This is a genomic window from Asticcacaulis excentricus CB 48 (genome assembly GCF_000175215.2).
GTDB lineage: Bacteria > Pseudomonadota > Alphaproteobacteria > Caulobacterales > Caulobacteraceae > Asticcacaulis > Asticcacaulis excentricus.
Map to the genome: position 1 here is coordinate 846,430 of NC_014817.1, position 23,848 is coordinate 870,277.

Genomic DNA, 23,848 nt, shown 5'->3' on the forward strand with positions numbered 1-23,848 from the left:
CGGGTTTTTCTTTGGGTTGAACAGGGCGCGATACAATAAAGAAGGCCCTGCGCGCGGAGCGGCAGGGCCTTGTCTTTGTAGCTGGCTCCCCGGGCAGGATTCGAACCTGCGACCAATCGATTAACAGTCGATTGCTCTACCGCTGAGCTACCGAGGAATGTTTCACCAGCGAGGAGGCGGCCTATAGCAAGGCTTGGGGGACGATGGCAAGCCTAAAGCTGAAATTTATCCACGAGATTGCGCAAATAGCGATCACGGCACATCAGGCGGCGCGCAGGATCACGCGGTTGCGGCCCGACTGCTTGGCCTCATAGACGGCTTCATCGGCGCGCTTGATAAAAGCTTCCAGCGTGTCGCCAAGCCCCAGCAGGGACGACACTCCGACCGACACGGTGACATCCAGGGTGCGGCCGTCAGGCAGGCTGAAAGGCGCTTCGGCTACGGCCTGACGCACGCGCTCGGCAATGGTCTGCGCCGCGTCGGCGGGCGTGTCGGGCATCAGCACCACGAACTCTTCGCCCCCCAGACGGCAGGGCATGTCGATGGCCCGCACGTTCTGGCTGACGCGGCGGGCAAACTCTTTGAGCACCTCGTCACCGGCATCGTGGCCAAAGCCGTCATTGACGCGCTTGAAGTGGTCGATATCGAGCAGCAGCAGCGACACCGGGTCATCGGTTTTCAGATGCCGGCGCATCAGTTGCGTCAGTTGCAAATCCATAAAGCGGCGATTGTTCAGTCCCGTCAGCGGATCGGTCACGGCCAGCTCCAGCGAGCGGTCGAGACTGGCGCGCAGGAAGTCGGCATAGCGCTTGCGGCGGATCTGCCCCCGCGCCCGCGCCAACAGCTCCTGAATATCCACCGGTCGCGGCAACACGTCGCTGACGCCCAGTTCCAGCCCCTTGAGCAGGGTCGGGCGTTCATCGGGATTGAACAGGCCCAGCACCGGTAACTGCCGCGTCAGTTCGGACGAGCGCAGATGCGCCACAAAGCGCAGCGGATCGAAGTCACGCGCCGCCAGGTTCAGCACCAGCAGGTCCACACGGCCCAGAGCGATTTTCAGCGCCGCCTTCGGATCGGTTTCGTAGGCGCAGCGATGCTGTTCACCCAGCGCCACCATCAGGCGTTCGGCCTGACGCACCTGATCATCGAGAATCAGCACATTGCCTGGCGCCGTCATCTGACGGTGCAACTGGTTAGCGTCGATCAGGCCCATGCGGCGCGACGACTGTTCGCGCTGACGCAGTTCGTCGGACAGGTGCTTGAGCCGCACCAGCGCCTTCAGCCGCGCAAACAGGATCACGTCATCCAGCGGCTTGGTCAGAAAGTCATCCGCCCCGGCCTCAAGCCCGGACAGGCGGTCGTCACGCCCGTCCAGCGCCGTGACCAGAATAATGGGGATGTGCCGCGTTTCGGCCAGTTCTTTGAGCTGGCGCGTCACCTCATAGCCATCGACGCCCGGCATCATGACATCCAGCAGGATGATATCTGGCTGTTCAATAATGGCCGTCTCGATGGCTTCCTGCCCCGAATGGGCGGTCACCACGTCGTAATAGTCGGCCTCCAACTTGGCCTGTAGCAGGCGGACATTGGCCGGAATATCATCAACGACCAGAACCTTGGCTGTCATTGCGCCCTACCCCAGATAGCGGCGAACGGTATCGAGGAAGTGCGAAACGGAGATGGGCTTTGAGATATAGGCCTCGCAGCCGCCTTCGCGGATACGCTCCTCATCGCCCTTCATGGCAAAGGCGGTCACGGCCACAACCGGAATGTGCGACAGCTCATCGTCTTCCTTGAGCCACTTGGTGACTTCAAGGCCGGAAATTTCCGGCAACTGAATATCCATCAGAATCAGGTCCGGACGGTGCTTGCGCGCCAGCGACAGGGCCGACAGCCCCTCACCGGTTTGCAGCGTCTCATAGCCCTGCGCATCGAGCAGATCATGAAACAGCTTCATATTCAGTTCGTTGTCCTCAACAATGAGAACCTTTTTCGCGCTCATAAGCCTGTATTCCGTGTGGGGGTCGCGATTCGCGGCACCGCGTGTCACTGGGCCACACCCTACCCGAACTGTCTTAAGCCGAGGTGAAGGGGATGGAAACAAAGTGTAAATGGCCGTATCGACGCCTCGCGCCGGAATGCCTATAAGCGGGGCCTTATACCAAGGGTCATTGAAAATGACTCTTGGTATGCCATTCGAGAATGTCTCATCTCACTGACACGTATGAGACAGTCTCGTGTCTTCAACGGCCGGATGCGGTCAGCATCTTCGACCGTTGGTATTATTTGCAGGAGACCGAATCCATGTCGAAGATCGAAGCCCGCCTCCAGGAACTGGGGATCACCCTGCCCGTCCCGGCCGCCCCCGTCGCCAACTATGTGCCATTCGTGCGCAGCGGCAACCTGATCCACATTTCGGGTCAGATTTCCAACGATAACACTGGCCGTTACAAGGGCACGGTCGGCGTGGATGTCTCGCTGGAAGACGCCACCGAAGCGGCGCGCGTTTGCGGCATCAACCTGCTGGCCCAGATGAAGGCCGCCGTGGGTGACCTCGATAATGTGGTGCGTGTGGTCAAGCTGGGGGCCTTCGTGCAGGCCGGTCCGGACTTTTATGACGTGCCGCAGGTGGTCAATGGCTGCTCGAACCTGATGGTCGAGGTACTGGGCGAAGCCGGCAAGCACGCCCGCTCGGCCGTCGGCGTGTACAAGATTCCGCTGGGCTTTGCCGTCGAAGTCGATGCCGTGATCGAAGTGGCGGATCGTCGTTAACCGATTCAACCACGAACGGCACGAACCCCACGAACTCTGTGTTAAATCATCTTGTTCGTGATGTTCGTGCCGTTCGTGGTTTAACTTTCTTGCATACGCCTCCAGACGCCCTAGATTGGGGTCATGCCCGTGCCCGCCCTGACCGCTGACCTGCACCGCTCGATCAGTGAGATCGACCCCGCCGTCTGGGACGGGTTAAAGGGCGACGGCAACCCCTTCAACAGCCACGCCTTTCTCGAATCCCTCGAACAAACGGGCTGCGTCGGCGAAGACAGTGGCTGGGTGCCGCATCACCTCAGCCTGAGCGATGAGGCGGGCACGATCCGCGGCGTGATGCCGCTCTATCTCAAATACCATTCGATGGGAGAATACGTCTTCGACCATAGCTGGGCGCAGGCCTATGAACGCGCGGGCGGGCGCTATTACCCCAAACTGCTGTCCGCTTCGCCCTTCACGCCGGTGACGGGGACGCGGCTGTTGTCGCCCGAACCCGAGGTGCGCGCGGCTTTGATCCGCACGGCGGTGCAGCTTTGTGATACCAACGGCCTGTCGTCGTTCCACCTCAACTTCCCCACGCCGGACGAATGGGCGCTGATGGGCGAAGAAGGCCTGCTTTTGCGGCAGGATCAGCAATTCTGGTGGACCAATGATGGCTATCAGAGCTTTGACGATTTCCTCGCCGCCCTGTCGGCCAACCGGCGCAAGGTTATCCGCCGCGAACGCCGCGATGTGCAGGCCGCCCTGAGCCTGAAAATCCATAGCGGCCGTGACATCACGGAGGCGCATCTCGATCATCTGCACGCCTTTATCGAGGATACCTACGACCGCAAATGGGGCTCACCCTATCTGACGCGTGACTTCTTTTCGGTGATTACCGAGCGGATGCGCGACCAAATCGTACTGGTGTTCGCCTATGACGGCGCTCAGCCGGTGGCCGGGGCCATCAATTACCGCGGCGGTGACACCCTCTATGGCCGTCAGTGGGGGGCCCGGGTCGATGTGCCCTTCCTGCATTTCGAAGTCTGCTATTATCAGGCCATCGACTACGCCATCGCGCACGGGCTAAGCCGCGTCGAGGCCGGCACGCAGGGCGAGCACAAGATTTCGCGCGGCTACCTGCCCCACCCCGTCTATTCCGCCCACCATATCCGCGACCGCGCCCTGCGTGAGCCTGTGGCCCGCTATCTGGCGCAGGAACGCGCGGCCGTCGCAGCCCAGATGACCGAGTACGCGGCGGAACTGTCGCCTTTTAAGGCACGCGATCAGACATGAAAAAACCGCCGATGGGGAGACCGGCGGTGTTTTTTAGATAGGCGTGTCGCAGACGATCAGGCGATCGGCAGGCGGTGGGCACGGGCCCAAGCGACAACCAGTTGCGACGCAAAATTTACCAGGAATTTCATAAGGGTACTCTCTTTAGTTCGACGCCGAGCCGGGGGCGAAACCCAGGGCCAGAAGCGCATTCATAAAGCGTTCGATCAGCTTTTCCATTGTCAGTCCTCACACACAAAAAAGTTATGACAGCGCTGTCAATAGCACTTTTTGCACCTGCGAACAAGACCCTTGTCGTCACATTTGAAATTAAGATTTGTAACGCTTCGTGTGAGGCGCGAAAAACGAGCCGTAAACGCCTACACCCCTCTAAACCACGCCTCCAGATGAGTCAGGTCGTGACGCATGGCGGCCTCACGTTTGAGCGCCTCGGCGTCCTCGCCCCAGGTTTCTTTCTGGAAGGTTTCGCCGACGCGCGAGGCGGCAAAGGCCTCTTCAGCGCTCAAACGGCCCTTGTATAGCGCCAGAGCCAGAGCCACCGAACCCAGCAACGGAATGGCCGCCATCAGACCGGCCCGCACATAGACCGAGGCCGTGGTCAGAAGCGTTTTAACGCCTTCGATCGTCGCCACCGGCTGACCGCGCGCCATGATCGAGGTCTGCGGCACAAATTCAAGCGACAGCTCGCGTCTCAGCCAGTCGATGACCGGCCCCCAGGCCGCCTGTTCGCGGGCAATCAGGGCTTGCGGATAGTCGGACGGGTAGCAGACGAGATCGGTTTCGGCAAAGCGCGCCGCTTCGGCCAATGCCGCCTCAAGGCCGCTGTCCATGTGGTCGAGCGCCGCAAACCCCAGCCGCGTCAGGGGCATGGCGGTGAAATCGACCGTCTCTTCGACCGCTTCCCATTCACGCCCAACCAGCGCCGCCAGCGCGAAATTGGGCAGCACCAGCGTGGCCCCCTTCGGCGTTTTCACCGCACGGCCATCCAGCGTCACGCCATAGCCCGGTCCGTCGGCCTTGATCTCGACGGTCTTCCAGAAGCGTTTCGGCTTTGCGCCGATCTGATCACTGCGCTTTGATGGCGCTTCGGCCTTGTAGGTCATGCATAGCTCTCCTGTATACCTCCCCGGCTGGTTCAACGCGCGCAAAGCCCCCCTCCGTCTTTGACGCCTGAGCGGCGTCAAATCCACCTCCCCCGAAAAGTCGGGGGAGTAGAACTAGATTAAATCAACTCCGGCACAAACCGGTCAAGAACCGCGCCCAGTTCGCTGAAATCGTGGACAATGTGGTGCGCGCCGGCGGCCTCAAGCTCATCGACCGTGTGGAAGCCCCACGACACGCCAATGGCCTGCACCTGTGCCGAACGCGCCATGCGCATATCGTGCGTCGCGTCGCCAATCATCACCGCCTGATGCGTACCGACGCCCAGCGCCGTCAGATTGCATTGAAGCATGTGCGGATGCGGCTTGGACGGGCCGTCATCGGCGCAGAAGGTGACGTCAAACAGGTCGCCCCAACCGTGCTTTTCGACGATGCGCGTCACGCCGCGCCGCGAATTGCCCGTCGCCATACCGATCAGCCAGTTATCGTTTTTCAGCCGCTCCAGCGTCTCCTGCGCCCCCAGATACAGGGCCTCAGTAAAGTCCGGATCAGCATGAAAAGTCAGAAAAGCGTTCTGAAACTCACGCGTATAGGCGGCCACGGTTTCGGGGTCGAGGTCCGGGCGCATGGCCTGCAAGGCTTCGAACAGCGACATGCCGACTATGGCGCGCACCTCATCATAGGTGGGCGGGGTGAGGTTCAGCACCTTGGCCGCCTCGACCGCCGCACGATGAATCGAAGCGCGGCTGTCGATCAGGGTGCCATCGACATCGAATACAGCGAGTCTCATCTTACCTTCTGGAGGCGCGGGTGGCTTTGCGGAAGGGTTCGGGGCTGGCCTCGTGCTCATCGAAGCCGTAACGGTCGAACCCGGCCTGAATGACCGGATCGAGCGGCGCTTCGACGATCAGCGTGCCGTGCGTCGGGTGCGGGATTTCGATGCGCCGGTGGTGCAATTGCAGCCCCAAACCCTCTGACAGGGCTATGGATTTTTCATCCTTGTACTTGGGATCGCCTAGGATGCAGTGACCGATGGCCTGCATGTGGGCGCGCAGCTGGTGCGTGCGGCCCGTATGGGGGCGCAGCGCCATCCACGCCAGACGGTGCGCGGCGCGCGAAATAGTCACGTATTCGGTTTCGGCCGCTTCGGCACCCGGCTCCTTCGGGTCCGCCGGCATAACCATTTCGCGGTCATTGATGCCCTTCTTGACCAGAGGCACGTCGATCACGCCCTCCTTGGGGTCCGGCGTTCCGGCGACCAGCGCCCAGTAGGTCTTATAGGCCTTGCGCTTGGCAAAGGCCCCGGCCAGACGCGCTGCCGCCGAGGGCGACTTGCCCAGCAGCAGCACACCCGACGTGTCACGGTCGAGACGGTGGACCAGACGCGGCCGCTCCAGCCCCTCGCCCCAGGCCGACAACAGCCGGTCGATATGGTTTTTCGTCTTGGTGCCGCCCTGCACCGCCAGACCCGACGGCTTGTTGATGGCGATAACATCCTCGTCCTCATAGAGGACCAGCGACTTGGCGTAGCGCACCTCCTGCGGGCTCAGCTCGGCGCGTTCACGCTTCTGCTGTTCCTCGGACGGCGCGTCGGGCAGCGGCGGCACGCGCACGCTCTGACCGGTGCTCAGCCGGGTGTCGGCCTTGGCGCGTGCGCCATCGACGCGCACCTGCCCCGACCGCAGCAGCTTGTTGAGCTGAATATGGTTGAGGTGCGGCCAGCGCCGCTTGAAAAACTTGTCGATACGCACCCCGTCTTCGCCCTCGGCGACATACAGGATCTTCACTTCCCTACTCATCCGGCCACTTTCCGAAACACAAACAGACCGATCATGACGGCCAAAATCGCCAGCGCAGCAGAAGACACGGCATAAAGCCCCGCCAGCCCGTAGTCTCGCCGCTCCAGCATATGTACCACTTCCAGCGAATAGGTGGAAAAGGTCGTAAACCCGCCCAGAACGCCGACGCCCAGCAGAAGCCTCAGGCGCTCATCGCCCCCCTTGGCCAGCAACCAACCGGCCAGAAGCCCCATCATGAGCCCACCCAGCAGGTTGGCCGCAAACGTACCGATGGGCCAGCCAAACGGCATGGCCGCCGCCGGCCACAGACGGGCCAGTCCATAGCGCGCCGCAGAGCCTAAGGCTCCACCGATCATGACCAGTAACAAATTAGACATTTCAGGCCTCATACCCCTCTTGGCCCTCAAATCATAGTGTTTTAAGGATGAGACCGGACAAATACCAGCAAGGGACCATGCCATGAGCCTGTACGGGGACTACGATCCCAAGAACATCTTCGCGAAGATTCTGGCCGGAGACATCCCCTGCGCCAAGGTCTATGAGGACGCGCGGGTCCTGAGCTTCATGGACGCCTTCCCGCAAACCCGAGGCCATACGCTGGTCATCCCCAAGGTGGCGGCGCGCAACCTGTTCGACATTTCGTCAGAGCATCTGCAAAACCTGATCCACCACACGCAGCGCATCGGCCGCGCCGTGCGCGACGCACTGGAACCGGAAGGCGTGCGTATCGCGCAGTTCAATGGCGAGGTGGGCGGACAGACGGTGTTCCACCTGCATTTCCACATCATCCCCTGCTACGCCAATGGCGCGATCAAGCACCATGCGTCGGGTCAGATGGCCGATCTGAAAGATCTTCAGGACATGGCGGCGCGTATCAAGGCGAAGCTGTAATCGCCCCTCACCCCAACCCTGTCCCCGTTCACGGTGAGAGGGGCCAAACTTACGGATACGCACGCTGATGTTCTTCGTTCTTCGCCATGGTCAGACGGACTGGCCCGTCCCGGCAGCGCAGCAACGGGACAAAACCCAGGAAAACGGATACGCACGCTGATGTTCTTCGTTCTTCGCCATGGTCAAACGGACTGGAACGCCCAGATGCGGCTTCAGGGTTCGACCGACATCCCGCTCAATGACACCGGGCGTGAGCAGGCGCGCGTCGCCGCCCGCTTTCTGGCCGATCAGGGCATCACGCGTATTTTCGCCAGCCCGCTGATCCGCGCCTATGAGACCGCCAATATCGTCGGGCGGGCGCTGGATTTGCCGGTCATCACCGACGGACGCCTTACTGAGCGGCATTTCGGCATTTTTGAAGGCCTGACGATTGATGAGGTCGAAGACCACCGGCGTGAGATGCTGGCGCACATGAACCCCGATCTCGATATCGACGGCAAGCACTATCCGCACAATGCCGAGCGCCTGCCCGCCGTCATCGAGCGCGTACGCGCCTCGGTCGAAGATCACACCTCAGGCGAGGCCATCCCCCTCTTCGTCTGTCACGGCATCCCCTTCCGCGCCATCGCCCGCGTCTATCTGGGGGAGATGTATTCCAGCCCCAATGCCTGCCCGGTGCGCTATGCGCGTCAGGGGGAAGGATGGGCCATGACCGGCCTCGACCCGGACAATCAGCCGCTGCACGGGGCCTTCTTCAAAGGCCCGACGACCATGGGCCGCATCTGAACCAAATTCGTAACAATGTTCGAAACGCCGTCACAATAGTCGCGTTTCATCTGTGAACGGACATAAGTATATACCAAGTATATTTTTTCACCTGTTAAACCGAAATTCAGACACCTTGTCTATTATCTGACAAAACGCGCACAGAAGGCGCAAGCGTTGGGTTTTGTGAAGTTTTTATGACAAGCTGGACCTCGGTTATGCAGAAAGCAGCACACGTTTCGGACATCACGGACACCGTAGACCCCGTCTTTCCGCAGACGACCAATTCGCAAATCTACGATAGCTTCCGCGACAATTCGGACCTGCTGGTGCTGGCCGTAGTCGATACGTGTGGTCGCGTCTTGGGCCTCATCGAACGCCACAGTTTCAACCTTAAAATGGCGTCTGAGTACGGTCGCGCCCTGTTCGGCAACAAGTCGGTGACCACGATGATGGACACCTGCCCGCTGACCGTCGAAGCGGAAACCCCGCTGCGCGACTTCATGCAGGCGACGCTGGCCGAACGCGCCTCGGAGCTGCTGCGCGGCTTTATCGTCACGCGCGACGGGGCCTATGCCGGGGTCGGCACCACCTTGTCGATCCTGAAGGCGATGAATGACGACCTTCAGGACAGTCTGCTGCAACAGCGCGAAATGGTCAGCGACCTGATCCGCCTCAGCGCTGAGTCGGAGCGGCATCAGTCCTTCCTCAACACCATTATCGACAATATTCCGGCCATGGTGCTGGTCAAGGACGCCCATTCGCGCGTTAAGCTGATCAATCCCGCTGGCGAGGACATGCTGGGCGTCAAGCGTAGCGACGTGGTGGGCAAGACCAGCCACGACATCTTCCCGGCCGAGCAGGCCGACACCTTCACGCGCTCCGATCGTCGCGTTCTGGCCAGCGGCGAAGCGGTGATGATCGAAGAGGAGGCCATCTATAATGGCGTGCGCCAGCGCACGGTGCAGCTCAAAAAGACCGTCCTGCGCGGCCCGGACGGTGCACCCGACAGCATACTGACGCTGGGCATCGACCTGACCGAACAGAAGGCCGCCGAGGCGCGCATCGCACAACTGGCGCACTATGATCCGCTGACCGGGCTGGGCAACCGCACCCTCTATACCCACGAGATCGAGCAGGCCCTCAGCCGCGTACAGCGTCACGGCCACCACCTCGCCCTGCACTGTCTGGACCTCGACCGCTTCAAGACGGTCAACGATTCCTTTGGCCATTTGGCGGGTGACGCCCTGCTGCGGCAGGTGGGTGAGCGCCTGCGGCTATGCGTGCGCAAGGGCGACTTCATCGCGCGCATGGGCGGCGACGAATTTGCCATCATCCAGAATATCGAGCGCCCCGAAGACGCCCGCTGTCTGGCAGAGCGCGTCATTGAGGTCATGAAATCGCCGTTCGATATCAACGGCATCCGCCTCGAAGCCGGGGTCAGTGTCGGTATTGCGCTCGCCCCCGAAGACGCCGCCGACGCCAATAACCTGCTGTCGCGCGCCGATCTGGCCCTCTATCGCGTCAAGTCCGAAGGCCGCAACGGCTGGTGCTTCTATCACGCCGAAATGGACGCCGTGGTGCAGCAGCGCCTCGAAATGGAGCACGAACTACGCACGGCCCTGAGCGAGCAGCAATTCCAGCTACATTTTCAGCCCCTGCTCAATCTCGATAGCGGCGAAGTGGTGTCGTTTGAGGCGCTCCTGCGCTGGCATCACCCGCACCGCGGCATGGTCTCGCCGGGCGAGTTCATCCCGGTGGCCGAAGACAGCGGCCTGATCGGCCCTATCGGCGACTGGGTGCTGCGCGAAGCCTGCCGTCAGGCGGCGCAATGGCCCACGCCGTGGCGCATCGCCGTCAACATCTCACCGCTGCAATTCCGTGACGGCTCCCTGCCGCGGCTGGTCAAGGACGCCCTGAAAGCCAGTGGCCTCGACCCGCGCCGTCTGGAGCTGGAAATCACCGAAAGCGTGCTGCTGGCCGACGAAAAGCACAATCTCAAAATCCTCAATACGGTGCGCGACATGGGCGTGCGTATCGCCATGGACGATTTCGGCACCGGCTATTCTTCTCTGAGCTATCTGCGCGCCTTCCCCTTCGACAAGATCAAGATCGATCAGTCCTTCGTACGCGACCTGCCGCACGATCAGAACGCCCTGTCGATCATCCGCGCCATCTCCGACATGGCCGAGGCGCTGGGCGTGCACATCACCGCCGAAGGGGTCGAAACCGAAGCCCAGATGGAAGCGCTGAAAGCCATGAACTGCCGCGAGGCGCAAGGCTATCTGATCGGCCGCCCCGCCGCCGCCATCGAAGCCTATGCCGCCGTGAAGGTCGCCTGAGATTACGGCTTCACATGTATCTGTGACATGAGACCATCACGAGGGCATACCAAAAGTCATTTTCAATGACCCTTGATATAACGTCTTTATTTTCCGCCGAGAAGCGGACATTCAAACCTGAGCCGCACGCAGACATGATGTTTCCATACTGAGGGAACTAACCCTCGCGCTGAAAAGGAAACCCGCATGTCCCTTCTGTCTCTGGTTGCTGTCCTGATCGTCGTCGGTGTGCTCCTGTGGCTGGTTAACACCTACATCCCGATGGACCCCAAGATCAAAAACATCCTCAATGCCGTCGTGGTCATCGGCGTGGTCATCTGGCTGCTTCAGGTGTTTGGCCTGCTGGGCTCGCTCAGCAATATCCGCGTGGGTTAAGCCTCATGCCTAAAAGCAGGGTCGCGGACCCTGCACCCGTAACGGGAGCAGAAGGTTCCGGCTGCGCTCTATTCTCCTCCCCATTCCATGGGGAGGTGGATCGGCGCGTCAGCAACGAGACGGAGGGGTAAGCCCCGGCCCCCTAACCCGCCGGTTCCCACAACTCGATCGCATTGCCCTCCGGATCGTGGATACGCGCAAAACGCCCCACCCCCGGCATATCCCAGTCCGCCTGAGTGATCACCTCAATCCCCGCCGCCCGCAGAGCCGCACACAAATCATCCAGCCCTTCGGCGCGCAGATTGAGCATCCACTGACGATCTGCCGCGAAATAGTCGGTATCCGCCGCAAAGGGCGAAAAGACGCTCGGCCCGGCCTGAGTGTCCCAATGGCCATAGGGCCCGGCTCCGACGCCCAGATGCTCGGCATACCACGCCGCCAGGGCCTTCGGATCCTTGGCCCGGAAGAAGAAACCGCCGATTCCCGTCACACCCATAGCCGCCTCCGCTCTGGATCGTTATGATGATCCAGATTTTGTTTAGCCCCTCGCCGGGCGGTGGCTGCGCCACCTTGGCCGCCGCCTCAATGGCGGCTTGAGCAGAATGATTTTAGACATCATTCTGCTCCAACCCTTAAGCCGTAACAGGCTAGCCCGCGGCAGACAAGCTAAGCCACCCGCTGCATCAGTGGCAACTGGCTGAAAATCTCGACCGAGCGCAGGCGCGCCTCGACATCATGGATGGGCATGGAGATGATCAGTTCATCCGCCTCAGTCGCCGCCAGAAAGTTTTCCAGCTTACGCTCTATGGTCTGAGGCGAGCCGACCACCGCATATTGCAGCATGTGTTCGACCATCTGTGTCTCTTCGGGGCTGAGCTGGAGCCCGCGCACCGGAGCCGGGAAGGGCTTGCGCTCATTGCGCCGCAGCGCCGCAAAGGCCTGTCGCATAGAGGTGAACAGATACTGTGCCTCCTCATCTGTATCGGCAGCCACGCCCATAATGCCGACCATGGCCTTCGGGTGCGGATGATCGACCGAGGGCCGGTACTGCTGGCGATAGAGACGCAGCGCCTGATGCAGCAAATCCGGCGCAAAGTGCGAGGCAAAGGCATAGGGCAGGCCCATCTGCGCCGCCAGTTGCGCGCCATAGGTGCTCGACCCCAGGACCCATATCGGCACCTTGGCGCCATAGCCCGGCACGGCCAGTATCGGCTCTGAGCCATCCGGATCGTCCATCAGCCGGCGCAGCTCCGCCACATCATAGGGGAAACTGTCCACGCCGCTGTCCATATGCCGCCGCAGCGCCCGCGCCGTCCGCATATCCGTACCCGGCGCACGCCCCAGCCCCAGATCGACCCGCCCCGGAAACAGCGCCTCCAGCGTGCCGAACTGTTCAGCGATCACCAGCGGCGCATGATTGGGCAGCATAATGCCGCCCGAACCGATGCGAATGGTCGAGGTATGGTGCCCGACATGCGCAATCGCTACCGCCGTCGCCGAAGACGCCACGCCCGGCATCCCGTGATGCTCCGCCAGCCAGTAGCGATGATAACCCAGCGCCTCAGCCTGACGCGCCATGCGCGCCGTATTGGCAAAGGCGTCGGCGACGCGGCTCCCCTCCCCGACCTGCGACAAATCCAGAATGGAAAAGGGGACCATATAAAGCCTCATAGAGTTTGCTGAGGGCTTATGTAGGCGATCCGGTTACGATTACCAGAGGCCGTGATGGTGAGTCGTATGTCGCGGCCGACATAAAACGCCTGCACCATGTAACAAAAAAATGACTAGCCTCTGAGGCGAGCCCTCTGGACGGCCCGCGCAACTTATGACAGCACTGTCAAAATAATAAGAAAGTACAGGCAAGTGGAACAGCGTAATGATAACTCTCATCGTGGCCGGCATCGGCCTTTACGGCGCAGCCGTCGTCTTCTCGGTCATCGCCAGTGAATTCTGGGGACATAATTGACATAAACGTCAGTTATCAGGGTTCGCTCAGGCATAGCCCTCTCAAATAAAACCAACCCGTTCACCCGACGTCATTGACGCCGGGTGAATTGGCGTTTGGGGAGAGATGACGATGGGATTGGCTGCGCTGCGCTCCGCCGAAACCTACGCTTCGCTCCGGTTTTCGAACCCCATTATGGATGGGTTCAAGTCCCCATCTCGTCGATCAAACAAAAAGACCGGCCCAAAGGGGCCGGTCTTTTTGTTTGATGGCGGAGACGATGGGATTCGAACCCATGGTACCCTTTTAGGGGTACGCTCATTTAGCAAACGAGTGCCTTCAGCCTCTCGGCCACGTCTCCGCACTAAGGGTTCACTTAGCCTGACTTGTCCCAAATGGCAACGGGCAATCCAAGCCCCCCTCCGGAAAAGTGTGAACATCGTCGTATCAGGCTAAAATCACGATTTGCCTTATGGAAAAAGGGCTTGCGTTAACGGTTATCTAAACGCCCTGTGGCAGGGTGTCGGCGAAACCGCCTCAGATGATCCCCAAAGGACACCCCAAACGGTCATGACAGACGCACGCACAGGCGCCCCCGCCGAAACGCTTATGCCCCCCACCACCCCTGACCGGGTCACGGGCGAGACGGCCTTGCGCGTTCAGGGTTTGAGCCAGGGCCGCACAGCCGAAGCCGCGGCGGATCATCGTCGCGGGCCGTTTCGCCCTGAGCGTCTGGTGCCGCTGCGTGAACGCCGCGCCAATGAGGCCTATGCCTATCTCTTCCGTTTCAGCGACCTGCTGCTGATCGCGGGCGTCAGCCTGTTTGTGGCGCAAGGCCTGTCATCGCAGGGCTGGCAAGAGGCACTGGCTGCCGACATCCTGCCGCTGCTGGTCGCCGCCGTCAGCCTGTGCTGGAGCCTCAAGAGCTTCGATCTTTATGTTTATCGTCGTCAGGAGCGCCTGAGCGGGCACCTGTTGCGCGTGCTGGCCGCCGTGACGCTCAGCCTGATCGCCGGATTTGGGACGGCGGGCCTCAGTGGCCGCGCCGATCTGCTGATCCCTGTCTTTGGCCTGTGGGCCGTTGGGGTGTGGCTGGGTCTGGGGTCGCTGCACGGCGCCTCATTTGGGCTGGTGGCCCGTTGGCGGCGCAAAGGCTTACTGACACCCAATATCGTCATTGTCGGCGCCACGCGCGACGCCAAAATCCTGATCGAGGCGGCGCTGGAACGGCGCGATGTCAATATTCTGGGCATTTTCGACGACCGTCTGTCGCGCGCCCCCGGAGACGTCTGCGGCGTGCCGGTACTGGGCGATACCGAGGCGCTTTTGTCGCACAAGATTACGCCCTATGTTGATCGGGTGGTCGTCGCCGTCGATCCGTCAGCACGCGCCCGCGTCGAAGGCCTGATCCGTCGCCTCAGCCTCTTGCCTAATGCCGTGTCGCTGCTGGTCGATGTTGATAGCGAGGCCGGACGCAAGACCGCTCTGGACCGCCTGTCGGAACAAAGCCTGAGCGCCAATGGCGTCGGGCCTTCGGACACGCACCGCACCCTGCACAAACGGCTTCAGGACGTCGTGATCGGCACCCTCGCCTTGCTGATCTTCGCCCCGGTGATGGTAGTGGTCGCTGTGCTGATCAAGCTGGACAGCCCCGGCCCCATCTTCTTCCGTCAGCGCCGCCACGGCATGAACAACGAAGTCATCAATGTGTGGAAGTTCCGCTCCATGCGTACCGAAGCCGCTGACCCGACCGCCGCACGTCAGGTGTCGCGCGACGACGACCGCGTTACCCGCGTCGGGCGCTTTATCCGCAAGACCAGCCTCGATGAGCTGCCGCAACTGTTCAACGTTTTGCGGGGCGACATGTCTCTGGTCGGGCCGCGTCCGCACGCCATCGGCATGAAGACCGGGGACGCCAATTCGGCCAAGCTGGTGGCGGAATACGCCTGGCGGCACCGCATAAAGCCCGGCATGACCGGCTGGGCCGCCATCAAGGGTTCGCGCGGCGCGCTGGAAAACGCCGAAGACGTGCGCCGCCGCGTGCAACTGGATATCGACTATATCGAACGCCAGTCCTTCTGGTTCGACCTGTACATCATGGCCATGACGGTGCCCTGCATCCTTGGCGACCGCCACGCCGTCCGGTAAGGCCGATGTTCTGGAAAGGCCTGTGGGGATACCTTCCCGCCAATGTGTTGCAGGGGCTGATCGGGTTCGCCACCCTGATCACCTTTACGCGCCTGCTGTCGCCCGATGACTATGGCCGCTATGCGCTGGCCTTTGGCGTATCGAGTCTGGCCCAGACCCTGTGCTTTACGTGGATCGAAGCGGCCATGGCGCGCTTTTATCCGTCGGAATCGCGTGAGAACCCCGAAGCCCCGGCGCTGTATGGCACGCTCTACCGCCTGTTTGCCGCGGTAACCGTGGTGTTTGCGGTCGTCTGCGCCGCCGGTCTGTGGCTGTGGCCCGCGCCGGATGCACACACGCAGGCGCTTAAGCTGGCCATCGGCTGCGGGTTGGGCGTCGTCGTCTTCCGCAGCCTGATCAAGATGGTGCAGGAACAGCGCCGCTCCGAAGGGCGTGTCGGCACGGCTTCGACGCTAGACATCATCCAGACCGTCGGCGGGTTTGGTCTGGGGGCCTTGTTGGCATGGGCCGGCTTAGGGGGCGGCGCGCCGCTGCTGGCCGCCGGGATCGTAGCGGCCGCCTGCCTGCCGTTTGTGGCCCGCGAAGACTGGGGCCGCGCGCGCAAGGGGCGTTTCGATGCCGCCCGCGCCCGGCAGTATGCCCATTACGGCCTGCCCGTCTCGGCCAGCCTGATCCTCACCCTGGCGCTCTATACGGTGGACCGCTTTCTGATCGCCGGGTTCCTGTCCGAAGCCGAGGCCGGGGCCTATCATGCGGGCTATAGCCTTGCCTCGCGCATCCTCGACGTGCTGTTTTTGTGGTTTGGCGCGGCCGGTGGCCCGGCGCTGGTCCACGCGCTGGAAAGCGGCGGTCCCGACGTCCTGAAAGCCCACGCCCGCGATCAGTTCCGCGTCATGGCGCTGGTGCTGTTTCCGGCGGTCGGCGGGCTCATCGCCGTCGAAGCGCCACTGGCTCAACTGTTGATTGGCGAAGGTCTGCGCGCACAGGCCCTCAGCGTCACCGCCCTGATCAGCGTCGGTGCCCTGCTGTCGGGCTTTAACACCTATTATTTCCTTCAGGCCTTTACCCTGTCGAAGAAGACGAAGCTTTTGACCGTGGCCATGGCCATTCCCGCCATCGCCAATGTCGGGCTGAACCTGTGGCTGATCCCGCTCTATGGCCTGTGGGGAGCCGGTCTGGCGACGGCGCTGAGCTTTGGTATAGGGCTGGTGGGCTCGTGGGCTCTGGGACGCCGCGCCATCGCCCTGCCCGTGCCGTGGCGGGACCTGATGCTGACCGCTGCCGCCACCGTGGTGATGGTCCTGTGCGTGCGGCTGATCCCGGCCTTTGGCGGCATTGGGGAACTGGTGTTGAAAGGCGTAACCGGCGTCGTGGTCTATGCCGTGCTGGCTCTGGCCCTGAACCTCAACGATGTGCGCGCGCACAGCCAACGCTTCCTTAAACGCTTTGGGTTAGGGTCGGCCGCATGACCGCCACCGTCGTCACCAATGCCGCCCGTGAAGCCGCACCGCCGCCGCGCCTGTCGGTGCTGATCCCCTTCTATAAGGAAAGCCCGGCCACCCTGCTGCGCGCCCTGACGCCGACACCGGGGGTGGAAATCGTGCTGCTCGATGACGGGTCCGGGCAGGCCGAGCTGACGCAGGAGGTGATGTCAACGATTGATGAAGTCGCCCTGCCCGCCACCTTCCTCAGCCTGACGCACAATGAAGGCCGGGCGCGTGGGCGCAACCGCCTGACGCAAGCCGCGCGCGGCGACTATTTCCTGTGCCTCGATTCCGACATGCTGCCTGATGCGCCGGACTTCCTGACGCGCTGGCTTGAGGTGATGGACGACAATCCTGCCGTAGTGTTTGGCGGCTTTTCGCTGCTTCAGGCCCCGATGGACAAACGCTTTGCCATCCACCGCATGATGGCAGCCAAAAGCGACTGCCTCAATGCCGCCACCCGCGCCCTGATGTCCGAGAAATACGTCTTTACCTCGAACCTTCTTATCCGCCGCGACGTCTTTGCGACGCAGGATTTCGACAGCAGCTTCACCGGCTGGGGCTGGGAAGACGTCGAATGGGCTATGCGCGTGGCGCAACAGTTTGGCGTGCAGCATATCGACAACCCCGCCACCCATCTGGGCCTCGACACGGCGGACACGCTGATGCGCAAGTATGAGCAATCGGTCGGCAACTTCGCCCGCGTCGTTGACAAACACCCGCAGGTCGTCGCCACCTATGCCAGCTACCGCGCGGCGCGCCTGATCCGCAAATTGCCCCTGCGCGGGGCCCTACGCGCCACCTTGCGCGGCGTGATCCGCAACGAAGCCCTGCCGCTGAAGGCCCGCGCCTTTGGCCTGCGCCTGTACCGCGCGGCCCTTTATTCTGAGGTCGTCTGATGAACTATGCCGAAGCCTATGCTGCCGATCGTTCGCTGTATGGCAAGCTGCGCCGCCGCGCCTCAAAGCTGCTGTTCCGCAAACCGGCGCAGTTGAAAGGGCTGACGAAACCGCTGCTGACCTTTTCGTTTGATGATGCCCCTCAGTCGGCGGCCATTGCAGGGGCGGGCATACTGGAACGCCACGGCTATCGCGCCACCTATTTCATCTCCGCCGGACTGATGGGGCAGGACAGCCATTTCGGCCCCTACACCACCGCCGCTCAGATCGCCGCCCTGAATGCGCGCGGCCATGAGATCGCTTGCCACACCCTGATGCACATCGACTGTGGTCAGGCGAAGGGGGCAGACATTGCTTTAAGCGTGGACAAAAATCAAAAGCTTATTCAATCACTTGGCATGCCCACTTCAACCACTTTTGCCTACCCTTATGGCGATGTATCACCACAGGCCAAGGCGGTGCTGGGCGACCGCTATCGCTCCTCGCGTGCCCTGCACCACGGTCTGATCCGCTCCGGCAGCGACCTCAATCAGGCCCCCGCCATCGGCATCGAAGGCGACGCCGGCCAACGGCTGGCGCTGGAGTGGATGGCACAGGCGCTCAAAACCCCGCAAAGCTGGTTGGTACTCTACACCCACGATGTGCGTGAAAATCCCTCGCCCTGGGGCTGCACGCCGGAGACTCTGGAGACGCTGGCCACCGCCGCCCAGACTCTGGGGTTCGAGGTCGTCACCTATGCCGAAGGGGCGCGCCGCGCGGGCGGCTAAGGCGTTCCACGGAAGCATCCTTTGGGTTGGTGCTCAGTTTTGGAAACCACAGATTTCACAGATTGCACAGATTATAGGGTCAGTTCACCCACCCTCGCAGGCGCATACTCAAGGGCGCGAAGCACAAAATCTGTGAAATCTGTGAAATCTGTGGTTTCTTTTCAAACGCCCACCCCACATAAACACCCGGTTTGTGCGGTGTGGAGATCTTAATCGTACAGCCCGCGTCTTGGCCGCACAGGCGCAACGGGGGCCGCAATCACCGGCCCATCGCCCGGTAAGGCCAGCTTGACGACGATCAGCACGATCAGGCACCAGCGGATGTCGTTCCAGCCGATCGCGATGCTCTCGGTCAGGCTCATCAGCGAATAGACGGTGATAAACGGCAGGGCGAAATAGCCGCCATCGCCCCGATAGGTGCGATAAAAGGCCTTCAGCCACGTCTCGATAAACACCAGCGCCCACACGGTCAGGCCGACATAGCCCAAGGCCAGCCACACCTCGTACCAGCACGAATGGGCGTGATAGGCGCGAAAACCCGCCACCTCGGTGATCCAGCGCAGCGGCGTCCACTCCCCTTCGGTGGACCACACGACGCCATAGCCGTAACCGGTGACCGGCTGTTTGTGCATCACAAAGTCGATCCCGGCCCAGATATTGGTACGCCCGGTCAGGGTCGCGTCCTTGCCCAGGAGGTGAAACAACTGCTCCGGCATCAGAGTGACAAAGCTGCCCACCGCCAGCAGCACGCACACCGCAACCCAGGTCAGGAACACCCCCAAAAGCGGCCCGCGCCGCGACAGCCAGACAAACGCCATCATACCGGCCCCCAGTATGAGTGCCAGCAGCGAGGTCTTAGACGTGGACATCAGAACCAGAAACGCTGCCCCACCCGCGGCGGCAAACCACAGCCAGCGGCGTTTGGCGACCTGGATCCCGGCCGCGAGACAGGCCAGAAAGCCGACATCCATTACAGCCCCCAGATTGTTCTTTTCGGCAAAAACCCCGCGCCACGCCCCGACGAACAGCTCGGTCATCCGTCCCTTGTCCGGAAACACAATGGCCATTACAAACGACCCGGCAATCAGGATCAGATAGGTGACCGCGATCACCTCAATCAGCTTGCGCCACGAAAAGCGCGCGGCGATGACATAGCCAGCCAGACAGGTCATGGCAAAGGCCACAAAGCGACGCAGCGTGGCGGACGGGTCAACCGACCACAGGTAAGAAGCCCCGCACAGCAGTATCAGCGTGATCAGTAAAGGCGTGTGAATTAAGCCCACCAGCACCGACTTCCACGTCAGAATCAGAAGCGCCAGCGCGCAAAGGTAAACCGGGTAGTAAATGTTGCGGATTATAGCCCCAGCCATCGGCGATTGTTCGGTCGAATAGCCGAAGACGGGCGACACCCAGCCTTGCGAAAACATGAATAGGATAAACACCGCCAGACCGAAAGACAGCCACTGCCCGTCCCAGTCCTCCTGGATGCCAGGAAGGATATCACCGACCATCAGGCGCGCGCGACCTTGCGCCTCGCCGGCGGGGCGGCTGAGCGGCTTTTGTTATAGACCATCCCCAACAAACGCCCCCCTACCTGCTCGATCTCGGTTTTCAGCGCCACCCGCGCATCGATTTCGCCCTCGCCTTCGCTGACCACCAGCACCACACCGTCCATCAGCGGTGCCAGTTTCAGCACGGCATCCGAACGGTCAAAGGCCGGGGCATCGACCACAATGGCCTGAGCGTGGGTGCGCAGCGCCTGCCAGTAGGAGGATTGCTCAAACAATCGCGCCTTTTGCCCCGGCAGCAGCAGGTGGTCGCGGATTCGCGTCACCCACATCCGCTTGTCCAGAAAGGGTCGTGCGATCAGGTAATGGCTATCGGGGACAGGCTGTCCCTGCGGGTCCAGTGCCTTAGGCGACAGTGCAAAGAAGACCGAGCCATCAGGAGAAGCCGACGACACCGGGCCCGGCGGACCAAAACGCGTGGGTTCCTCCAGAACGGCCTCAAGCTGGGTCTGCTGGCGCAGGTCGGAATCGACCAGCCACACAGGGCGTTTAGCAAAGGCCGCTTCACAGCGCGCATATTCGCGCGCCATGGTCGAGACGCCTTCCCTACCACAGGCCGACACGAACAGGAGAGCGCGCCCACGACCGCTCTCGGCGGCCTGCGAACCGCCCCTGAGCGCCGCCATTAGATCGGCCATTTCCCGCGTCAGATCGACCATAGAACTCAATATGCCGTGTGTGCGAATCGCGCCTTAAAGCGACTACTGGTACCATAAGCCGTTTTGGATCAGAAACCTATGGGTTGCACGCAGCCCTTTTCTGACAAAACCCTGTTTAGTGCGGGTTTTACTTGGCTTTGGCTTGCGCCAGCACCGGCAGGCCCAGTGTCTTTGAGGCCATGTCGGCGCTCAGGAATCCCTTGCGTAAGAAGACACGCGCTAGCCCAGCGCACAGGGCCGTGAAGCCCCCGAACAGGAACGCAAGAATGAAGACGGGTTTTTGCAGGCTCTTGGCCTTGTCCGGCGGCCGGGCGCGGTTGACGACACGCACTGTGTCCTGCGCCTTTTCGGAGATTTCGCGCGCGGCCTGGGTTTCCTGAATCCGCTGGGTGAAGCTGGCAATATTGGTCTGCAAGGCGTTCCGTTCGGTAGCCAGGCTGTTGTATTCGGCTTCCATGCCGACCAGCGACTGGAGCTTCTGCGTCACCTGATCGGCCTGCGCCTGAAGCTGTGTGCGGCGGCCGGAGGTCGCGGCGATTTCCGCCTCCAGTGTCAGCTTCTCGGTCAGAAGCTGCTGATATACCGGGTTGACGCCGATACGGTGTTCCTTCTCACCGATGGCGCGGCCGGACGCCTGCATCGTCTCCAGCGCCCGGATCTGCTCATCAAGGTCACGCACCGCCGGAGCGGCGGGCGTATAGCGCGTCAGAAGCTCGGCCCGCTGCTGCTTCAAAGCCAGAATCTTCGACGGCACACTGAGGTCCAGTTGTCGTTCAGTGCTCATTTCCGGGGCCTGTTGCCCCAGCCGCGCCGTGATGGCCGACAGACGCGCCCGCGCCGTGGCCAGACCCGCATCCGCCACATATATTTCCGACATCACCGTGTCATAGAGCTTGGTGTAGGTCGACTTGGCCGCCTGAAAATCGCCCACCCCGTTGCGCAGCAGGAAGTCCTCATAGGTCTGATCCGCCTGACGCAGACGCCGGTCAAAGGCCGCCTTCTGGTTTTCCAGCAAGGGCGCGGTGACGTCCATGAACACTTCATGGCGATAGGCCTGATAGAGATCAATAATGGTATTGAGGATCAGTGCAGCGGCCAGTGGATCCTTGTGCGTGAAGCTGAGGCGCACGATGTTGCTTTGGGGCGCGGTCTCAGTTTTGAGGCCGCTCAGCGTCCTCATTACCCGCGTATCAGCCTGCGCGCGCTCGATTTCGTTGCGCGGCGCAAAGGTCTTGGGGAAGCTCGGATCAATAGCGTGGTAGCCAAGCTTTTCGATGACACGGTGCTTCAGTTCGGCGGAGTTGAGGATTTCGACTTCCGACTGCACCACCTCGTCGATGGTGGCGATGGCCCCGCGCGCCGCATCCCCGGCGGCAGGCACATAAACGTAGTCCTGACCCAGTTGCATGAGCAGCGACGCATCGGCCGTGTAGCTCTTTTTCAGGGTCATGGCAAAACCGGCGCCGACGCCAAAGATGATGGCGAAGACCAGCAGCATCAGCCACCATTCGCGCAGCAGCAGGCGCAGCATGTCATCCACATCATAGGCGTAGCGTCGCCGCTCGGGCGCGCGGGCACCCCGGCGCTCGCTGCCTGTGGTCTCCATTTCTTCGCTGTAAACGCCCTGCGCGCGCATTCAGCCCCAAACCCTTTCACATCACCTGGTTCTTTGTATGCCAGTAAAAACCACGATTCGGACGCTACGCCTCCGATCTGTCTGTGAGAAGTTTCTATCCGAGGCATTAACCAACCGTTACCCATTTTAAACGAAGGTTAAGACGGACTGAATTTTGTGGACGCCCCCATGCTCAGCAAACGCGCCTTGATGTTGGGACTGACCGGAATGGGCCTCTGTGCCCTGATGGCGGCCACTGCGGCACAGGCGGCGCGTGCCCCCGAAGCGACCCCCATACGTTTTTCGCAATGGACGGACGAAGACCCGCCCTATCTGTTCTATCCGACGGACAAGCTGGAGATTCAGGTGCCGGGCGCGCCGGAACTCAGTCGGACGACGCAGGTCGGTCAGGATGGCCGTATCACCCTGCCCCTCGTCGGGCAGGTCATGGCCGCATATAAAAGTGTGCCGGACTTACAAACGGAAATCACCGAGCTGTACCGGCCCTATCTGCGCCACCCCGAAGTGACGGTCTTCCCCGGCGACACGGGCAATACGCGCGTACTGGTCGGTGGCGAGGTGCGCAGTCCCGGCTGGGTTGAAATGCCGGGCGATTTTGACGCCCTGTCGGCCGCGCTGGCGGCGGGCGGCTTTACCAATGCCGCCAAATCGCAGCAGGTGCTGATCCTGCGTCGCGGTCTGGACGGGACGATCATGCAAAGGCTGATCGACCTCAAAAGCCCACTGAATGGCAAGGCCTCAATGGCCGTCGCCCTTCGCCGTCACGACATCATTTTTGTACCCAAGACCCGTATCGCCAAGGCCGGCGTGTGGGTCGAACAGAACATCAACAATATTGTCCCGGCAGGGATCATGAACTGGCTGCTCTATAGCCAGAATTAGGCCGCGTAGCGGGTGTGGCCCTGATCCAGCCAGCGGCGGGCCGCCTTCTGGGCTTCGGCGACGTCTTCGCGTTCCATTTCCTTCGACAGCTCACGGCGGTAAAGCGTCGCTTCCATCGAACCGCGCATCGAAGCGAGGTTGAACATCATGTGCGCCGAAATCAGGTCCACGGGCGCACCGTTCTGACCGGTGGAATACATCATGCCGAGCTTGAACAGGTCATCACCGTTCATATCCGGTGTCGGCAGAGGCAGGGTTTCGTTCGTCATTTTCGTCTCCGCGCCTTTTGCGCGGCCCCCGAAATCAAGTGGTCGATAAGCCGAGTTTTCCACCGCCAAGTGAAATTAAAGTTAACGCTGATATTTACTGTGAATTTTTTATGTAAAATTTGAATTAACATTAATTATTGCATTAATAATTTAAGTAATTATTGTTACTTATTCAAAAATATTTGAGTTCAATTTGATAACATTTGATAAATTTTCAAATAATTGCAAATTTCCATTCCGGATCGCGCGTTAACACCTGAATTTAGAATCAATG

Annotated in this window: 23 protein-coding genes and 2 tRNA genes; 11 read left to right on the top strand and 14 right to left on the bottom strand. The window is 61.2% G+C overall.

From position 1 onward, the window contains the following. Positions 1 to 82: 82 nt before the first annotated feature. The 3 genes from ASTEX_RS15590 to ASTEX_RS15600 form a co-directional block, all read right to left on the bottom strand. Positions 83 to 157, bottom strand: a tRNA-Asn gene (locus ASTEX_RS15590). Positions 158 to 262: 105 nt separating this feature from the next. Continuing rightward, entirely contained in the window at positions 263 to 1,627 is a 1,365-nt protein-coding gene (locus tag ASTEX_RS15595) for a PleD family two-component system response regulator (RefSeq protein WP_013480597.1), read from the bottom strand. A 6-nt stretch (positions 1,628 to 1,633) separates the two neighbouring features. After that, the gene (locus ASTEX_RS15600; RefSeq protein ID WP_013480598.1) at positions 1,634 to 2,002 is read right to left on the bottom strand and encodes a response regulator; all 369 of its coding nucleotides are present in this window, start codon (positions 2,000 to 2,002) and stop codon (positions 1,634 to 1,636) included. A gap of 302 nt (positions 2,003 to 2,304) precedes the next feature. Here ASTEX_RS15600 and ASTEX_RS15605 point away from each other — a divergent pair, with 302 nt between their 5' ends. Both ASTEX_RS15605 and ASTEX_RS15610 read left to right on the top strand, forming a co-directional pair. Then, complete coding sequence (locus ASTEX_RS15605; protein WP_013480599.1) at positions 2,305 to 2,772, top strand: RidA family protein; 468 nt, start codon at positions 2,305 to 2,307, stop codon at positions 2,770 to 2,772. 123 nt (positions 2,773 to 2,895) lie between these two features. Next, entirely contained in the window at positions 2,896 to 4,044 is a 1,149-nt protein-coding gene (locus ASTEX_RS15610; RefSeq protein ID WP_013480600.1) for a GNAT family N-acetyltransferase, read from the top strand. 359 nt (positions 4,045 to 4,403) lie between these two features. On the opposite strand, the gene ASTEX_RS15615 is transcribed toward ASTEX_RS15610, so the two are convergent. From ASTEX_RS15615 to crcB, 4 genes are all read right to left on the bottom strand, one after another. Then, a complete protein-coding gene (locus ASTEX_RS15615) occupies positions 4,404 to 5,147 on the bottom strand; it encodes an ATP12 family chaperone protein (protein ID WP_013480601.1) in 744 nt (247 codons plus the stop codon). Positions 5,148 to 5,266: 119 nt separating this feature from the next. Beyond that, positions 5,267 to 5,935, bottom strand: coding sequence for an HAD-IA family hydrolase (locus ASTEX_RS15620; RefSeq protein WP_013480602.1), 669 nt, complete (start codon positions 5,933 to 5,935; stop codon positions 5,267 to 5,269). A gap of 1 nt (position 5,936) precedes the next feature. Then, the gene (locus ASTEX_RS15625; RefSeq protein WP_013480603.1) at positions 5,937 to 6,944 is read right to left on the bottom strand and encodes an RluA family pseudouridine synthase; all 1,008 of its coding nucleotides are present in this window, start codon (positions 6,942 to 6,944) and stop codon (positions 5,937 to 5,939) included. Then, entirely contained in the window at positions 6,941 to 7,321 is a 381-nt protein-coding gene (gene crcB / locus ASTEX_RS15630; protein WP_013480604.1) for a fluoride efflux transporter CrcB, read from the bottom strand. The genes ASTEX_RS15625 and crcB overlap by 4 nt, the downstream gene beginning before the upstream one ends. Positions 7,322 to 7,403: 82 nt before the next feature. Between crcB and ASTEX_RS15635 the strand changes: the two genes are divergently transcribed. The 4 genes from ASTEX_RS15635 (at position 7,404) to ASTEX_RS15650 (ending at position 11,317) form a co-directional block, all read left to right on the top strand. Continuing rightward, positions 7,404 to 7,835 carry an HIT family protein gene (locus ASTEX_RS15635; RefSeq protein ID WP_013480605.1) on the top strand — a complete coding sequence of 144 codons (432 nt, stop codon included), beginning with the start codon at positions 7,404 to 7,406 and terminating at the stop codon, positions 7,833 to 7,835. 159 nt (positions 7,836 to 7,994) lie between these two features. Continuing rightward, positions 7,995 to 8,621, top strand: coding sequence for a histidine phosphatase family protein (locus ASTEX_RS15640; protein ID WP_013480606.1), 627 nt, complete (start codon positions 7,995 to 7,997; stop codon positions 8,619 to 8,621). A gap of 197 nt (positions 8,622 to 8,818) precedes the next feature. Next, a complete protein-coding gene (locus ASTEX_RS15645) occupies positions 8,819 to 10,942 on the top strand; it encodes an EAL domain-containing protein (protein ID WP_013480607.1) in 2,124 nt (707 codons plus the stop codon). A 186-nt stretch (positions 10,943 to 11,128) separates the two neighbouring features. Beyond that, positions 11,129 to 11,317 carry a Thivi_2564 family membrane protein gene (locus ASTEX_RS15650; protein WP_013480608.1) on the top strand — a complete coding sequence of 63 codons (189 nt, stop codon included), beginning with the start codon at positions 11,129 to 11,131 and terminating at the stop codon, positions 11,315 to 11,317. Positions 11,318 to 11,459: 142 nt separating this feature from the next. On the opposite strand, the gene ASTEX_RS15655 is transcribed toward ASTEX_RS15650, so the two are convergent. The 3 genes from ASTEX_RS15655 to ASTEX_RS15665 form a co-directional block, all read right to left on the bottom strand. Further along, complete coding sequence (locus ASTEX_RS15655) at positions 11,460 to 11,813, bottom strand: VOC family protein (protein ID WP_013480609.1); 354 nt, start codon at positions 11,811 to 11,813, stop codon at positions 11,460 to 11,462. 170 nt (positions 11,814 to 11,983) lie between these two features. Further along, entirely contained in the window at positions 11,984 to 12,976 is a 993-nt protein-coding gene (locus tag ASTEX_RS15660; RefSeq protein WP_013480610.1) for an LLM class flavin-dependent oxidoreductase, read from the bottom strand. A gap of 555 nt (positions 12,977 to 13,531) precedes the next feature. After that, a tRNA-Ser gene (locus tag ASTEX_RS15665) sits at positions 13,532 to 13,623 on the bottom strand. A gap of 248 nt (positions 13,624 to 13,871) precedes the next feature. Here ASTEX_RS15665 and ASTEX_RS15670 point away from each other — a divergent pair. From ASTEX_RS15670 to ASTEX_RS15685, 4 genes are read left to right on the top strand one after another with little or no spacing between them, the layout of a single operon-like run. Continuing rightward, positions 13,872 to 15,410 (top strand): exopolysaccharide biosynthesis polyprenyl glycosylphosphotransferase, encoded by a 1,539-nt coding sequence (locus ASTEX_RS15670; protein ID WP_144004789.1) that lies wholly within the window; start codon positions 13,872 to 13,874, stop codon positions 15,408 to 15,410. A 5-nt stretch (positions 15,411 to 15,415) separates the two neighbouring features. Further along, the gene (locus ASTEX_RS15675; RefSeq protein WP_013480612.1) at positions 15,416 to 16,879 is read left to right on the top strand and encodes a lipopolysaccharide biosynthesis protein; all 1,464 of its coding nucleotides are present in this window, start codon (positions 15,416 to 15,418) and stop codon (positions 16,877 to 16,879) included. After that, entirely contained in the window at positions 16,876 to 17,793 is a 918-nt protein-coding gene (locus tag ASTEX_RS15680) for a glycosyltransferase family 2 protein (RefSeq protein WP_013480613.1), read from the top strand. Before ASTEX_RS15675 ends, ASTEX_RS15680 begins: the two co-directional genes overlap by 4 nt. Continuing rightward, a complete protein-coding gene (locus tag ASTEX_RS15685; RefSeq protein ID WP_013480614.1) occupies positions 17,793 to 18,560 on the top strand; it encodes a polysaccharide deacetylase family protein in 768 nt (255 codons plus the stop codon). The genes ASTEX_RS15680 and ASTEX_RS15685 overlap by 1 nt, the downstream gene beginning before the upstream one ends. A 209-nt stretch (positions 18,561 to 18,769) precedes the next feature. Here the strand turns inward: ASTEX_RS15685 and ASTEX_RS15690 are convergent, their stop codons facing one another. From ASTEX_RS15690 to ASTEX_RS15700, 3 genes are all read right to left on the bottom strand, one after another. Further along, positions 18,770 to 20,071, bottom strand: a complete 1,302-nt coding sequence (locus tag ASTEX_RS15690) for an O-antigen ligase family protein (RefSeq protein ID WP_013480615.1) — start codon at positions 20,069 to 20,071, stop codon at positions 18,770 to 18,772. Next, positions 20,071 to 20,787 (bottom strand): P-loop NTPase family protein, encoded by a 717-nt coding sequence (locus ASTEX_RS15695; protein ID WP_013480616.1) that lies wholly within the window; start codon positions 20,785 to 20,787, stop codon positions 20,071 to 20,073. The genes ASTEX_RS15690 and ASTEX_RS15695 overlap by 1 nt, the downstream gene beginning before the upstream one ends. A 127-nt stretch (positions 20,788 to 20,914) precedes the next feature. Next, positions 20,915 to 22,423, bottom strand: a complete 1,509-nt coding sequence (locus tag ASTEX_RS15700) for a GumC family protein (protein ID WP_013480617.1) — start codon at positions 22,421 to 22,423, stop codon at positions 20,915 to 20,917. A gap of 168 nt (positions 22,424 to 22,591) precedes the next feature. On the opposite strand from ASTEX_RS15700, the gene ASTEX_RS15705 reads away from it, so the two are divergent. Further along, complete coding sequence (locus ASTEX_RS15705; RefSeq protein WP_013480618.1) at positions 22,592 to 23,305, top strand: polysaccharide biosynthesis/export family protein; 714 nt, start codon at positions 22,592 to 22,594, stop codon at positions 23,303 to 23,305. On the opposite strand, the gene ASTEX_RS15710 is transcribed toward ASTEX_RS15705, so the two are convergent. Continuing rightward, positions 23,302 to 23,574, bottom strand: a complete 273-nt coding sequence (locus ASTEX_RS15710; protein ID WP_013480619.1) for a hypothetical protein — start codon at positions 23,572 to 23,574, stop codon at positions 23,302 to 23,304. The genes ASTEX_RS15705 and ASTEX_RS15710 overlap by 4 nt on opposite strands. Positions 23,575 to 23,848: the final 274 nt, after the last annotated feature.

Excerpts from the sequence above, each read along its gene's own strand:
- ASTEX_RS15595 (WP_013480597.1), bottom strand. The coding sequence starts at position 1,627 with ATGACAGCCAAGGTTCTGGTCGTTGATGATATTCCGGCCAATGTCCGC.
- ASTEX_RS15600 (WP_013480598.1), bottom strand. The coding sequence starts at position 2,002 with ATGAGCGCGAAAAAGGTTCTCATTGTTGAGGACAACGAACTGAATATG.
- ASTEX_RS15605 (WP_013480599.1), top strand. The coding sequence starts at position 2,305 with ATGTCGAAGATCGAAGCCCGCCTCCAGGAACTGGGGATCACCCTGCCC.
- ASTEX_RS15610 (WP_013480600.1), top strand. The coding sequence starts at position 2,896 with ATGCCCGTGCCCGCCCTGACCGCTGACCTGCACCGCTCGATCAGTGAG.
- ASTEX_RS15615 (WP_013480601.1), bottom strand. The coding sequence starts at position 5,147 with ATGACCTACAAGGCCGAAGCGCCATCAAAGCGCAGTGATCAGATCGGC.
- ASTEX_RS15620 (WP_013480602.1), bottom strand. The coding sequence starts at position 5,935 with ATGAGACTCGCTGTATTCGATGTCGATGGCACCCTGATCGACAGCCGC.
- ASTEX_RS15625 (WP_013480603.1), bottom strand. The coding sequence starts at position 6,944 with ATGAGTAGGGAAGTGAAGATCCTGTATGTCGCCGAGGGCGAAGACGGG.
- crcB (WP_013480604.1), bottom strand. The coding sequence starts at position 7,321 with ATGTCTAATTTGTTACTGGTCATGATCGGTGGAGCCTTAGGCTCTGCG.
- ASTEX_RS15635 (WP_013480605.1), top strand. The coding sequence starts at position 7,404 with ATGAGCCTGTACGGGGACTACGATCCCAAGAACATCTTCGCGAAGATT.
- ASTEX_RS15640 (WP_013480606.1), top strand. The coding sequence starts at position 7,995 with ATGTTCTTCGTTCTTCGCCATGGTCAAACGGACTGGAACGCCCAGATG.
- ASTEX_RS15645 (WP_013480607.1), top strand. The coding sequence starts at position 8,819 with ATGCAGAAAGCAGCACACGTTTCGGACATCACGGACACCGTAGACCCC.
- ASTEX_RS15650 (WP_013480608.1), top strand. The coding sequence starts at position 11,129 with ATGTCCCTTCTGTCTCTGGTTGCTGTCCTGATCGTCGTCGGTGTGCTC.
- ASTEX_RS15655 (WP_013480609.1), bottom strand. The coding sequence starts at position 11,813 with ATGGGTGTGACGGGAATCGGCGGTTTCTTCTTCCGGGCCAAGGATCCG.
- ASTEX_RS15660 (WP_013480610.1), bottom strand. The coding sequence starts at position 12,976 with ATGGTCCCCTTTTCCATTCTGGATTTGTCGCAGGTCGGGGAGGGGAGC.
- ASTEX_RS15670 (WP_144004789.1), top strand. The coding sequence starts at position 13,872 with ATGCCCCCCACCACCCCTGACCGGGTCACGGGCGAGACGGCCTTGCGC.
- ASTEX_RS15675 (WP_013480612.1), top strand. The coding sequence starts at position 15,416 with ATGTTCTGGAAAGGCCTGTGGGGATACCTTCCCGCCAATGTGTTGCAG.
- ASTEX_RS15680 (WP_013480613.1), top strand. The coding sequence starts at position 16,876 with ATGACCGCCACCGTCGTCACCAATGCCGCCCGTGAAGCCGCACCGCCG.
- ASTEX_RS15685 (WP_013480614.1), top strand. The coding sequence starts at position 17,793 with ATGAACTATGCCGAAGCCTATGCTGCCGATCGTTCGCTGTATGGCAAG.
- ASTEX_RS15690 (WP_013480615.1), bottom strand. The coding sequence starts at position 20,071 with ATGGTCGGTGATATCCTTCCTGGCATCCAGGAGGACTGGGACGGGCAG.
- ASTEX_RS15695 (WP_013480616.1), bottom strand. The coding sequence starts at position 20,787 with ATGGTCGATCTGACGCGGGAAATGGCCGATCTAATGGCGGCGCTCAGG.
- ASTEX_RS15700 (WP_013480617.1), bottom strand. The coding sequence starts at position 22,423 with ATGCGCGCGCAGGGCGTTTACAGCGAAGAAATGGAGACCACAGGCAGC.
- ASTEX_RS15705 (WP_013480618.1), top strand. The coding sequence starts at position 22,592 with ATGCTCAGCAAACGCGCCTTGATGTTGGGACTGACCGGAATGGGCCTC.
- ASTEX_RS15710 (WP_013480619.1), bottom strand. The coding sequence starts at position 23,574 with ATGACGAACGAAACCCTGCCTCTGCCGACACCGGATATGAACGGTGAT.